The 12,248-nt window shown below is 68.6% G+C and carries 13 protein-coding genes and 1 pseudogene; 9 read left to right on the forward strand and 5 right to left on the reverse strand.

The features are described from left to right. Positions 1-32 precede the first annotated feature (32 nt). A complete protein-coding gene (locus tag SBI67_RS23065; RefSeq protein ID WP_024449775.1) occupies positions 33-335 on the forward strand; it encodes a DUF4193 domain-containing protein in 303 nt (100 codons plus the stop codon). Between the two features lie 7 nt (positions 336-342). Here the strand turns inward: SBI67_RS23065 and SBI67_RS23070 are convergent, their stop codons facing one another. Further along, the gene (locus SBI67_RS23070; protein WP_318982788.1) at positions 343-819 is read right to left on the reverse strand and encodes a DUF3093 domain-containing protein; all 477 of its coding nucleotides are present in this window, start codon (positions 817-819) and stop codon (positions 343-345) included. A gap of 25 nt (positions 820-844) precedes the next feature. Here SBI67_RS23070 and dut point away from each other — a divergent pair, with 25 nt between their 5' ends. Next, the gene (gene dut, locus SBI67_RS23075) at positions 845-1,309 is read left to right on the forward strand and encodes a dUTP diphosphatase (protein ID WP_318982789.1); all 465 of its coding nucleotides are present in this window, start codon (positions 845-847) and stop codon (positions 1,307-1,309) included. After that, positions 1,309-1,989: a DUF3710 domain-containing protein gene (locus SBI67_RS23080; protein ID WP_318982790.1), complete on the forward strand. Its 681-nt coding sequence runs from the start codon at positions 1,309-1,311 to the stop codon at positions 1,987-1,989. The genes dut and SBI67_RS23080 overlap by 1 nt, the downstream gene beginning before the upstream one ends. Here SBI67_RS23080 and SBI67_RS23085 read toward each other — a convergent pair whose 3' ends face one another. After that, positions 1,990-2,697 carry an alpha/beta hydrolase gene (locus SBI67_RS23085; protein ID WP_318982791.1) on the reverse strand — a complete coding sequence of 236 codons (708 nt, stop codon included), beginning with the start codon at positions 2,695-2,697 and terminating at the stop codon, positions 1,990-1,992. 124 nt (positions 2,698-2,821) lie between these two features. Here SBI67_RS23085 and SBI67_RS23090 point away from each other — a divergent pair, with 124 nt between their 5' ends. Both SBI67_RS23090 and SBI67_RS23095 read left to right on the forward strand, forming a co-directional pair. Continuing rightward, positions 2,822-3,193, forward strand: a complete 372-nt coding sequence (locus SBI67_RS23090) for an OB-fold nucleic acid binding domain-containing protein (protein ID WP_024449780.1) — start codon at positions 2,822-2,824, stop codon at positions 3,191-3,193. Next, positions 3,190-3,906 (forward strand): DUF3159 domain-containing protein, encoded by a 717-nt coding sequence (locus tag SBI67_RS23095; RefSeq protein ID WP_318982792.1) that lies wholly within the window; start codon positions 3,190-3,192, stop codon positions 3,904-3,906. Before SBI67_RS23090 ends, SBI67_RS23095 begins: the two co-directional genes overlap by 4 nt. On the opposite strand, the gene SBI67_RS23100 is transcribed toward SBI67_RS23095, so the two are convergent. Beyond that, complete coding sequence (locus SBI67_RS23100; protein ID WP_318982793.1) at positions 3,903-4,568, reverse strand: potassium channel family protein; 666 nt, start codon at positions 4,566-4,568, stop codon at positions 3,903-3,905. The genes SBI67_RS23095 and SBI67_RS23100 overlap by 4 nt on opposite strands. Continuing rightward, positions 4,568-5,236: a potassium channel family protein gene (locus SBI67_RS23105; RefSeq protein WP_109762181.1), complete on the reverse strand. Its 669-nt coding sequence runs from the start codon at positions 5,234-5,236 to the stop codon at positions 4,568-4,570. The genes SBI67_RS23100 and SBI67_RS23105 overlap by 1 nt, the downstream gene beginning before the upstream one ends. A gap of 111 nt (positions 5,237-5,347) precedes the next feature. Between SBI67_RS23105 and SBI67_RS23110 the strand changes: the two genes are divergently transcribed. From SBI67_RS23110 to dxs, 4 genes are all read left to right on the forward strand, one after another. Next, entirely contained in the window at positions 5,348-7,339 is a 1,992-nt protein-coding gene (locus SBI67_RS23110; RefSeq protein ID WP_318982794.1) for an APC family permease, read from the forward strand. Then, the gene (locus SBI67_RS23115; RefSeq protein WP_318982795.1) at positions 7,336-8,508 is read left to right on the forward strand and encodes a class I SAM-dependent RNA methyltransferase; all 1,173 of its coding nucleotides are present in this window, start codon (positions 7,336-7,338) and stop codon (positions 8,506-8,508) included. Before SBI67_RS23110 ends, SBI67_RS23115 begins: the two co-directional genes overlap by 4 nt. 63 nt (positions 8,509-8,571) lie before the next feature. Further along, positions 8,572-9,840, forward strand: a complete 1,269-nt coding sequence (nhaA, locus tag SBI67_RS23120; protein ID WP_318982796.1) for a Na+/H+ antiporter NhaA — start codon at positions 8,572-8,574, stop codon at positions 9,838-9,840. A gap of 27 nt (positions 9,841-9,867) precedes the next feature. Further along, positions 9,868-11,778 (forward strand): 1-deoxy-D-xylulose-5-phosphate synthase, encoded by a 1,911-nt coding sequence (gene dxs / locus SBI67_RS23125; protein WP_318982797.1) that lies wholly within the window; start codon positions 9,868-9,870, stop codon positions 11,776-11,778. Here the strand turns inward: dxs and SBI67_RS23130 are convergent. Then, positions 11,779-12,222 (reverse strand): annotated as a pseudogene (locus SBI67_RS23130) (winged helix-turn-helix transcriptional regulator); the annotation flags it as partial. It lies immediately after the preceding gene. Between the last annotated feature and the right edge of the window lie 26 nt (positions 12,223-12,248).

Consider the following 12,248-nt stretch of genomic DNA (forward strand, 5'->3'; position numbering starts at 1 on the left):
AAGCTCTGCTGCAAGGTAACGGAGGGGATGAGATGGCTACCGACTACGACGCGCCGCGGCGTTCAGAGACCGACGACGTGTCAGAGGATTCGCTGGAGGAGCTCAAGGCCCGGCGCAACGAGGCCCAATCGGCCGTCGTGGACGTCGACGAGTCCGAGTCTGCGGAATCGTTCGAACTACCCGGCGCCGACCTGTCGGGCGAAGAACTCTCGGTGCGCGTCATTCCGAAGCAAGCCGACGAATTCACGTGCTCGAGCTGCTTTTTGGTGCATCACCGCAGCCGGCTCGCCAGCGAGAAGAACGGCGTGATGATCTGCACCGACTGCGCCGCCTAACAGGCGCTCAGGAGCGCAGGGCTGCCAGCACCCGGTCCGGGTGCCGGCAGCTCACCAACCAGTACGGCGTGGGGTCGTCGGGATCGTCGAGGACGACCAGCACCATGGGCCCCACCCAAGCCCGATGCAACACATAGGCGGCGGGGTCGAGCTGGCGGCCCAGCGCCGCCGACTTGGCCGACTTCGGCACCTCCGCCGAGCGGGAGACGACACCGACCGGCAGATGCGCCGGACCAGCCCACAACTCCGCCCCGCCGGGCCCGTCGACCACCCGCACCTCCATCCTGCTCATCCAGACCAGCACGGCCGCGGCCACCGGTAGCAGCACCGCGAATGGCACCCAGTCGGGCAGGCTCTGCACACCCATGTTCACCTCGGTCGCGATCAGGGCGGCCAGCCCCAACGCGGGCGGCCAGAACCACCACGGCACCGTCAGCCGTTCCCGATAACGCAGCGATTGGGTGGTTGCGCGCGTGTCAGACACGTGGCCAAGGGTAATCTCTCGCGTCGTGCCCACTTCTCTGGCGGTCGTGCGTCTGGACCGCGAACTACCGATGCCCAGCCGGGCCCACGACGGCGACGCGGGTGTGGACCTGTTCAGCGCCGTCGACCTGGAACTGGCGCCCGGCCGCCGCGCCCTGGTGCCCACCGGGATCGCCGTCGCCATCCCACACGGAATGGTCGGATTGGTGCATCCCCGTTCGGGTTTGGCTACGCGCGTGGGCCTTTCGATCGTGAACAGTCCCGGCACCGTCGATGCCGGGTACCGTGGGGAGATCAAGGTGACCCTGATCAATCTCGACCCGGAGCAGCCGATTGTGATCCGGCGCGGTGACCGCATCGCCCAACTGCTGGTGCAGCGGGTCGAACTTCCCGAGCTGGTGGAGGTGTCGTCGTTCGACGAGGCCGGGCTGGCCGATACCTCCCGTGGCGATGGTGGCCACGGTTCATCCGGCGGACATGCGAGTTTGTGATGGCAGATAACGACGATTTCGACGGCCCCTTCGACATCGAGGATTTCGACGACCCCGAAGCCGCCACGGTGGCCCGGCTGGACCTCGGGTCGGTGCTCGTCCCCATGCCCGAGGCCGGTCAGGTGCAGGTCGAGCTCACCGATCAGGGCGTGCCCAGCTCGGTCTGGGTGGTGACGCCCAACGGGCGCTTCACCATCGCGGCGTACGCGGCACCGAAATCGGCTGGGCTGTGGCGTGAGGTGGCCGGTGAGCTGGCCGACTCGCTGCGCAAGGACGGCGCCAAGGTGCGGATCGAGGACGGCCGCTGGGGCCGCGAAGTGGTCGGTGTCGCGACTGCCGCCCCGCAGGGGCAGACGCCCGGCGTCGTGCGGTTCATCGGAATCGACGGCTACCGCTGGATGATCCGTTGTGTGGTGAACGGCGCACCCGAGACGGTCGACGCACTCGCCGCCGAGGCGCGAGAAGCGTTGGCCGACACGGTGGTTCGTCGCGGCGAAACCCCGCTGCCGGTGCGCACACCGCTCGCCGTGCAGCTGCCCGCCCCGATGGCCGAGCAGCTGCGTGCCGCCGCGGCGCAAGCCCAGGCGCAGGCCGAGCAGCAGGCGCCGCCGCAGGAGGACGCCCGCCGCACCGCCATGTCGGCCATGCAGCAGCTGCGCAGCACCATCACCGGCGGCTAGTCAGACCTCCAGCAGCGCCCCGACGCAGGCCGCGCCCAGGGCGCCCGGATCGGCGCCCAACACGTCCAGGGTGAGCGTGCGCAGTGCCGCGTGCGGTGCGGCCGCCACCCACTCCAGCGCCACGTCGACCGGATGGATCGGATCGTCGGTCGCGGCCGCCACACCCATCGGGACCGCCAATGTGGCCAGTTCGGCGTTCGTCGGTGCCACATGCCGGGCCGCCTCGTCCATGGCGTCGGGCAGTTCCGGCCACTGCGCCAGCCAGGACCGGGCCAGTTCGTCGCCCAACCAGGCCGGGCTGGATGCCCGCATCGTGGCCACGGTGGCGGCCAGCCCGTCGGTGCGCAACAGCGTCGCGGTGTGCTGCGCGGACAACGCCGCCGGGGCGTTGCCGGGCTGGCCGGTCCACGCCGGCAAAGCGGCCAGCACGGCCACGGTGTGCGCCGGATGTGCCAGCGCCCAGGCGGCCGCCACCGCCGCGCCGATCGATACGCCGCCGACGGCAATGGTGTTGTGTTCGTCACCACGCGCCGCGTCGTCCAGGGCGGCCAGATATCCGGCGATCAGCTGCCGCGGCTGCGGCGGCGGTGTCACCACAACCGCTCCCACCTCGTGTAAAGCACCCGAAAAGGCCCGGTAGACATAGTCATCGTCAGACCCGGTACCGGCCAGCAGGACCGTCGTGACACCGCGCAGATTCACCGCCATGACTCGATGTTGCACCCATCGGCGCGACGCGCCCGACACGACGTGGCGATTCGGACCCAACAGGTCTACGGTGGCGAGGGTTAGGGAAGCGGATCCACGACGGATTCGCGGCAAGGGAGAGGCCATGGCTACGGCCGAAGGGTATCTGCGCCGGCTCACCCGGCGACTCACAGAAGACCCCGAGACGCTCGATGTCGAGGAGCTCAGCGACGAGGCGGCCAGCACCGGTGCGCAGCGCGCGATCGACTGTCGACGCGGGCAAGAAGTCACGATGGTGGGCACCCTGCGTTGTGTCGAGACCAACGCCAAGGGTTGCGCCAGCGGTGTCCGCGCCGAATTGTTCGACGGCACCGACTCGGTCCAGCTGGTGTGGCTGGGGCAACGCCGCATCCCCGGCATCGAATCCGGCCGGACCCTGCGGGTGCACGGGCGGCTGGGCACGCTGGAAAACGGATCCAAGGCGATCTACAACCCGCACTACGAGATTCAGAAGTGACCCACCCCGACCAGGGGACAGCAGACCAGGTCGAGGACGGCGAGAAGCCGCAGAACACCGGCGCGCGGGCCATTCTCGACCAGATGGGCGGCGTCAGCGGCCTGATCTATTCGTCCCTGCCGGTCCTGGTGTTCGTTCCGGTGTCGACCACCGCGGGTCTGCTGCCCGCGATCTGCGCCGCCCTCGGGGTGGCCGCGCTCGTGCTGTTGTGGCGGCTGTTCCGCCGCGACTCGCTGCAGCCCGCGCTGTCCGGGTTCATGGGGGTCGGTATCAGTGCGCTGATCGCCTATCTGGTCGGCGCCTCCAAAGGGTATTTCCTGCTGGGCATCTGGTCCTCGCTGATCTGGGCTGCGGTGTTCGCGCTGTCGGTGCTGATCCGCCGGCCGATCGTCGGGTACGTGTGGGGCTGGATCAACGATCACGGCCGCGGCTGGCGCCAGGTGCGCCGCGCCGTGCTGGCCTTCGATGTCGCCACCCTGGTGTGGGTCGCGGTGTTCGCCTCCCGGTTCGTGGTCCAACACCGCCTCTATGACGCCGACGAGACCGGCTGGCTCGGCGTGGCCCGGATCGCGATGGGCTGGCCGCTGACGGGCATCGCGGCGATCGTCACGTACTTCGCCATCCGGTACGCCCAGCGGGCCGTGCACGCGCAGCACGCGGCCACCGCAGACCGGCCCGACCAGACCGATGAGCGGGCCGACGAACGGACTTAGGGCTTCGCGGGGTGCAGCAGCAGTTCCCGCAGTTCTTCCTCGACCTCGGCGACGGCCACGAAGATCAGCTCGTCGCCGCCCTCCAGGGGTTCGTCGCTCTCCGGCACGATCACCCGCGGCCCGCGCAGGATGGTCACCAGCGAGGCGTCACGGGGCAATTGGAGGCGTTTGACGGCCTTGCCGCCCCACGGGGTGTCGTCGGGCAGCGTGATCTCGACCAGATTCGCCTGGCCCTTGCGGAAACTCATCAACCGCACCAGATCGCCGACGGCCACCGCCTCTTCGACCAGTGAGGCGAGCATCCGCGGGGTGGATACCGCGACGTCCACGCCCCAGCTCTCGTCGAACAGCCACTCGTTGCGGGGATCGTTGACCCGGGCCACCACGCGCGGGACGGCGAACTCGGTCTTGGCCAGCAGGCTGACCACCACGTTGGCCTTGTCGTCGCCGGTGGCGGCGATCACCACGTCGAACTCCTCCAACTTCACCGACTCCAGCAGGCTGAGTTCACAGGCGTCGCCGAGGCGCCACTGTGCGGCGGGGATGGCGTCGACGTCGATATGTTGCGGGTCCCGTTCCAGCAGCGTGACGTCGTGGCTGTCGACGAGTTCGCGGGCGATGGACCGGCCGACGGCGCCGGCACCGGCGATGGCTACCTTCATCAGTTCTCGTCCTCGCTGGGCGGCAGTGCGGAGATGGCCATGGCTTCGGCGATATGCCCGGAGATGGCCGCCATGTAGACGTTGTCACCGGCCTGGATGACGGTCTTGGCATCGGGCAGCAGTCCCGTTCCCAGCCGCAGCAGGAACGCCACCCGGCCACCGGTGGCGGCCTCCAGTTCGGTGATGGGGCGGCCGGCCCATTCCTCGTGCAGCGGCAGCTCGGCCACCCCGACGTTGCCGGACGGGTCGCGCCATTTGGTGGTTTCGGTTTCCCGGGTCAGCACGTTGAGCAGCCGGTCGGTGGTCCACGGCACGGTGGCCACCGTCGGGATGCCGAGGCGTTCGTAGACGGCGGCACGCTTGGCGTCGTAGATGCGGGCCACCACCCGCTCCACCCGGAAGGTCTCCCTGGCCACCCTGGCCGAGATGATGTTGGAGTTGTCGCCGGAGGACACGGCGGCGAAGGCGCCGGCCTCCTCGATGCCGGCCCGCAACAGCACATCGCGGTCGAAGCCCATCCCCAGCACCCGCTCGCCGGTGAACTCGGGGGAGAGCCGGTTGAACGCCGTGCCGTCACGGTCGATCACGGCCACTTCATGGCCGATCCGGGACAGCCCGTCCGCTAACGATGCGCCCACGCGGCCGCATCCCATCACCACTACCCGCACTCTGGGTCCTCTCGCCCGTCTGCCAGGAACAGCGCCCTATCCGACATGCCATTCAACCGTGCGCACCCGGAACGCTACAGCCAATCGGCGGTGGGCTTAGTCTTGGCACTCGTGTCCAAGCTTTCGACCGCCGCGCGCCGGCTGGTCCTGGGAAGGCCGTTCCGCAGCGACAAGCTCGCGCACACGCTGCTGCCGAAGCGGATCGCGCTGCCGGTGTTCGCCTCCGACGCCTTGTCGTCGGTCGCCTACGCCCCGGAGGAGATCTTCCTGGTGCTGTCGGTGGCCGGGCTGACCTCCTACTCGGTGGCCCCCTGGGTCGGGTTGGCGGTGGCCGCGGTGATGATGGTGGTGATCGCCAGCTACCGGCAGAACGTGCACGCCTATCCCTCCGGCGGTGGTGACTACGAGGTGGTCACCACCAACCTGGGGCACACCGCCGGTCTGACGGTGGCCAGCGCGTTGCTGGTCGACTATGTCCTCACCGTGGCGGTGTCGATGGCCTCGGCGATGTCGAACATCGGCTCGGCGGTCCCGTTCATCGCCCAGCACAAGGTGGTGTTCGCGGTGGTGGCGATCTTGGTGCTGGCCTCGCTGAACCTGCGCGGTATCCGCGAATCGGGCACCGCCTTCGCGATTCCCACCTACGCATTCATGATCGGCATGTACCTGATGCTGGGGTGGGGGTTCTTCCAGATCTTCGTCCTGGGGCACGAACTGCGGGCCGAGTCGGCCGGTTTCGAGATGCATTCCGAGCACGGCGATGTGCTCGGACTGGCCATGGTGTTCCTGGTGGCCAGGGCGTTCTCGTCCGGCTGCGCGGCGCTGACCGGTGTGGAAGCCATCAGCAACGGCGTGCCGGCGTTCCAGAAACCCAAGTCGCGCAACGCCGCAACCACCCTGCTGTTGTTGGGTGGGATCGCCACGACGTTGTTCCTCGGCATCATCGTGCTGGCCAAGGAGACCGGCGCGAAGATGGCCGAAAGCCCCGATCAGCTGGTCGGAGCACCCCCGGGATACCACCAGAAGACCCTGGTGGCGCAGTTGGCCGACGCGGTGTTCCACGACTTCCCGATCGGGCTCTACGCCATCGCGGGGGTCACCGCACTGATCTTGGTGCTGGCCGCGAACACGGCCTTCAACGGTTTCCCGGTGCTCGGTTCGATCCTGGCGCAGGACCGCTACCTGCCACGGCAGCTGCACACCCGCGGTGACCGGCTGGCCTTCTCCAACGGCATCCTGTTCCTGGCATTCGCCGCCATCGCGTTCGTGGTGGCGTTCCGCGCCGAGGTGACGGCGCTGATCCAGCTCTACATCGTCGGTGTCTTCGTCTCGTTCACCCTCAGCCAGATCGGCATGGTCCGGCACTGGACCAGGCTGCTGCGTATCGAGACCGACCCGGCGGTGCGCCGCCACATGATGCGGTCCCGGGTGATCAACAGCATCGGCTGCGTGTGCACCGGCACCGTGCTCGTCATCGTCATCCTGACGAAGTTCCTTGCCGGGGCGTGGATCGCGATCCTGGCGATGTCCTCGCTGTTCGTCATCATGAAGCTCATCCACAAGCATTACGCCACCGTGTCGCGCGAGCTGGAGGAGCAGGAGGAATCGGCGGGTGACATGGTGCTGCCCAGCCGTAACCACGCCGTGGTGCTGGTGTCCAAACTGCACCTGCCCACCCGGCGGGCCCTGGCCTACGCCAGGGCCACCCGCCCGGACGTGCTGGAGGCCATCACCGTCAGCGTCGACGACGCCGAGACGCGTCAGCTGGTACACGAGTGGGAGGAAAGCGAAGTCAGTGTCCCGCTCAAGGTGATCGCCTCGCCGTATCGCGAAATCACCAGGCCGGTGCTGGATTACGTCAAGCGGGTCACGAAGGAGTCGCCGCGTACCGTGGTGACGGTGTTCATCCCCGAGTACGTGGTGGGGCACTGGTGGGAGCAGGTGCTGCACAACCAGAGCGCGCTGCGGCTCAAGGGCAGGCTGCTGTTCGAGCCGAATGTGATGGTGACCTCGGTGCCGTGGCAGCTGAACTCGTCGGAACGGCTCAAGAAGCTGGCGCCGCAGTCCGCGCCCGGCGATGCCCGTAGAGGTTTCCTGGATTGAGCGAGCTGACGCTGACCATCGGGCCGGCGGCCAACGGCGGCAGCTGCGTGGCCCGCCACGACGGCCGGGTGGTGTTCGTCCGCTATGCCCTGCCGGGGGAGACGGTGCGGGTTCGGGTGCGCGCCGAGCGGGGATCGTATTGGCATGCCGACGTTCTGGAGGTGCTGGAGGCGTCACCGGACCGGATCGAGCCGTTGTGCCCGATCGCCGGTGTGGATGGCTCGGGCTGCTGCGACCTGGCCTTCGCCGAGCCGTCGGCCGCCCGCCGGCTCAAGGGCGAGGTGGTGGCCAATCAGCTGGCCCGGCTGGGCAACTTCGAGTGGAGCGGCGTGGCCGAAGAGGTCGGCACGACCGGCGCCACCGGGTGGCGCACCCGGGTGCGTCTCGATGTCTCGGAGTCCGGCCATGCCGGGTTTCACCGCTACCACAGCACCGAGCTGTACCCCGAGCTGAACTGCGGGCAGCTGCGGCCCGGGCTACTGGACGGTGTGGCCGGATCGCGCTGGCCGGCGGGGACCCAACTGCACATCGCCGTCGACGACGACGGGGTTCGGCATATCGTGCAGACCGGCCCCGGCCGCAAGGCTCAGACACAGGTCGTCGAGGGTAACTACGAGGCGGTACAGCGCATCGGCGGCAGGCAGTGGCAGGTGCCGGTGACGGCGTTCTGGCAAGCCCACCGCGACGCCCCGGAGCTCTACAGTGCGCTGATCCGCGATGCGGCCCGGCTGCGACCGGGTATGTCGGCGTGGGACCTCTACGGTGGCGCAGGGGTTTTCGCGGCCGCGCTGGCCGCCGAGGTCGGTGCGTCGGGACAGGTGTTGACCGTCGACACCTCCCGCGGATCGGCGCGTGCGGCGCGTGCGGCGTTGGCCGATATGCCGTGGGTGTCGGTGGTGACGGACTCGGTACGCCGTGCATTGTCGGGGCAGCGCCGCCCGACGGCGGATGTCGCGGTGCTCGACCCGCCGCGGACCGGGGCCGGTCGCGAGGTGATCGACATGATCGCCGGGGTGCCGAGGGTGATCCATATCGGCTGTGAGACGGCATCGTTCGCTCGCGACGTGGGGGAGTACCTGCGCAACGGGTACACCGTCGAACAGTTGCGGGTGTTCGATGCGTTCCCGCTGACCCACCATGTCGAGTGCGTGGCGGTGCTGACGCGATAACCTGGGCGCTGGTGTGCCGGGAAGTCTGGTCGGCGTCGCTGACCGCTACCCGCAGGAGATTTCATGATCAGACGCCGACTGCTGAGCCGGGGCTCCTGGCCGGAAGCCAAACGGCTCAGCGAGATCCTGCGCGGCGAAACCGTCGGCGGCATGCTGCTGCTCGTCGCGGCCGGCGCGGCGCTGATCTGGGCCAACTCGCCGTGGGCGGACGGCTACCGCCGACTCTCCGCGTTCACCATCGGCCCCGAAGGGCTGCACCTGAATCTGACGATCAGTGCGTGGGCCGCCGACGGGCTGTTGGCCATCTTCTTCTTCGTCGTCGGCGTCGAGCTCAAACGCGAGTTCGTCGCCGGTGATCTGCGCGATCCGGCCCGTGCGGCGCTGCCGATCGCGGCGGCCGTCGGCGGCATGATCGCGCCGGCCGCCATCTTCGTGGCCGTGAATGCCGGGCACCGCGAGAATCTCGGCGGCTGGGCCGTCCCCATCGCCACCGATATCGCGTTCGCGCTGGCAGTGCTGGCCGTGCTGTCCACCCACCTGCCGACCGCGCTGCGAACCTTCTTGCTCACCCTGGCCGTCGTCGACGATCTGCTGGCGATCACCGTCATCGCCGCGTTCTACACCGAGCATCTCGCGCCCGGTCCTCTGCTGGCCGCGCTCGTCCCGGTCGGACTGTTCGGCCTGGCCGTGCAGAAGGGCATCAGGCACCCGCTGCTGCTCATCCCGCTGGCGGTCACCGCCTGGGCGCTGGTGCATGCCAGCGGGGTGCACGCCACCGTGGCCGGGGTGCTGCTGGGGTTCACCGTTCCGGTGCTGGGGCGCCACGCCGCCGCCGAGTCCGTCGAACACCGCATGCGGCCGCTGTCGGCCGGGGTGGCGGTGCCCGTGTTCGCGTTCTTCGCGGCCGGCGTCTCGGTGGGTGGGCTGAGCGGCCTTGGCGACGCATTGCGGCATCCGGTGACGATCGGCATCATCGCCGGGCTGGTGCTGGGCAAGCCGATCGGTGTGTTCTGCACCACATGGCTGCTGGCCCGGTTCACCGGCGCCAGCCTGGACGACGAGCTGGCCTGGCGCGACGTCCTCGGGGTGGCGCTGCTTGCCGGTATCGGGTTCACCGTCTCGCTGCTGATCGGCGAGCTGGCCTTTGCCGAGGGCAGCGTGGCGTACACCGATGTCAAGATCGCGGTGCTGGGCGGGTCGGTGCTGGCCGGTGCGCTGGCTGCGGTCGTGCTGGTCAGCCGCAATGCCGCCTACCGGCGCATCCACGCGCTGGAAACCGCCGACGCCGACCGCGACGGTGTGCCCGACATCTATCAGGCTCGACGGGACTGACCGGTGTTGCGTGGGTAAGCTGACGGGATGCTTGAACAGATCCGCGGACCCGCAGATCTGCAGCACCTTTCCCAGTCGCAGCTCAACGATCTGGCCTGTGAAATCCGTGAATTCCTGATTCACAAGGTTGCTGCAACCGGCGGTCATCTCGGTCCGAACCTCGGCGTGGTCGAACTGACCCTGGCGCTGCACCGGGTGTTCGACTCGCCGCACGACCCGATCATCTTCGACACCGGCCACCAGGCCTACGTGCACAAGATGCTCACGGGCCGCTGCGCGGAGTTCGCCAACCTGCGGATGAAGGGCGGCCTGTCCGGTTACCCGTCGCGGACCGAGAGCGAGCACGACTGGGTGGAATCCAGCCACGCCAGCACCGCGCTGTCCTACGCCGACGGGTTGGCCAAGGCATTCGAGTTGTCCGGGCATCGCAACCGGCACGTGGTGGCGGTCGTCGGTGACGGGGCACTGACCGGCGGCATGTGCTGGGAGGCGCTGAACAACATCGCCGCCGCACACCGGCCCATCGTCATCGTCGTCAACGACAACGGACGCAGCTACGCCCCGACCATCGGCGGGCTCGCCGACCATCTGGCCGGCCTGCGCCTGCAGCCGGGCTACGAGAAGCTGCTGGAGAAGGGCCGCGACACCGTGCGCGGTGTGCCGTTGATCGGTGAGCTCTGCTACCAGTGCATGCACAGCGTCAAGGCAGGCATCAAGGATGCGCTGTCGCCGCAGGTCATGTTCACCGACCTGGGGCTGAAGTATGTCGGCCCGATCGACGGCCATGACGAGCGCGCCGTCGAAGCAGCGCTGCGCAGTGCCCGTGGTTTCAACGCCCCGGTGATCGTGCACGTCGTCACCCGCAAGGGCATGGGCTATTCGTTCGCCGAGAACGACGAAGCCGAGCAGATGCACTCGACGGGCGTGATCGACCCGCACACCGGGCGCTCGACCGCTGCGTCGCCGCCGGGGTGGACCTCGGTCTTCTCCGACGAGCTGATCCAGAAGGCGGCCCGCCGCCGCGATATCGTCGCGATCACCGCGGCGATGCCCGGCCCGACCGGGCTGAGCGCCTTCCGGGAGCGCTATCCGGACCGCTTCTTCGATGTCGGCATCGCCGAACAGCACGCCATGACGTCGGCGGCCGGATTGGCGATGGGTGGCATGCATCCCGTGGTGGCCATCTACTCGACGTTCCTGAACCGGGCATTCGATCAGCTGATGATGGATGTCGCCTTGCACAAGCTGCCGGTCACCATGGTGCTGGATCGGGCCGGCGTGACCGGCAACGACGGTGCCAGCCACAACGGCATGTGGGACCTCTCGATGCTGGGCATCGTGCCCGGTATTCGGGTCGCGGCTCCGCGCGACGCGGCGCGGCTGCGCGAGGAGTTCGGCGAGGCGCTCGACGTCAAGGACGGTCCGACGGCCATCAGATTCCCGAAAGGTGCTGTGGGAGAAGATATCCCGGCACTGGAGCGGCGTGACGGCGTGGATATCCTCGCGGTGCCTGCCGACGGCTTGTCGACCGACGTGCTGCTCGTCGCGGTCGGTTCGTTCGCGGTGATGGGACTCGCCGTCGCCGAGCGTCTGCAGCAGCAAGGCATCGGTGTCACCGTCGTCGACCCGCGCTGGGTGATCCCGGTGCCCAGGGCGCTGCACGCGCTGGCGTCCGCGCACAAACTCGTCGTCACCCTCGAGGACAACGGTGTCAACGGTGGGATCGGTTCCCTGATCTCGGCTGCGTTGCGCCGCAACGAGATCGACGTTCCATGCCGCGACGTCGGGGTTCCGCAGCAGTTCCTGGAGCACGCGTCACGTTCGGAGATCCTCACCGAGATCGGGCTCACCGATCAGCACATCGCCCGCCAGATCACCGGGTGGGTGGCCGCGCTGGGCAGTCCGGTCGGCGACCACGTCGGTCAGCAGATCGACTGAACCCGGCCCCGGTTCGGGTGTGACATCGCGTGCGGTGACCTCGTCACCGCAGGTGTCGCAACACAGCCGTACCTCCACCTGACCGCCGCATGCCGTGTGCCGGTAGCGGACGAAGGGGCCGTCGGGTGCGAGATACTTGTCGCCCCATGCCCGCAACGCCATCAGCACCGGGTACAGGTCCAGTCCTTTTTCGGTGAGCCGGTATTCGTAGCGGGTGCGGCGCTCATCGCGGTAGGCGCTGCGGGACAGCACCCCGGCGTCCACGAGTCGAGCCAACCGCTGCGCAAGCATGGAGCGGCTGATCCCCAGGCTGGACTGGAAGTGCTCGAAGCGTCGGACGCCCGCGAACGCCTGGCGTAGCAACACCAGCGTCCACCGGTCACCGAGCAGGGCGAGCGGCCGCAGGATCGAGCACGGTTCCTCGTGCAGGGCGTCGAAGCGCATGGCGTCAGCATATCGCTATTGCATTC

The sequence above is a fragment of the Mycolicibacterium chengduense genome (genome assembly GCF_033741155.1).
Lineage (GTDB): Bacteria > Actinomycetota > Actinomycetes > Mycobacteriales > Mycobacteriaceae > Mycobacterium.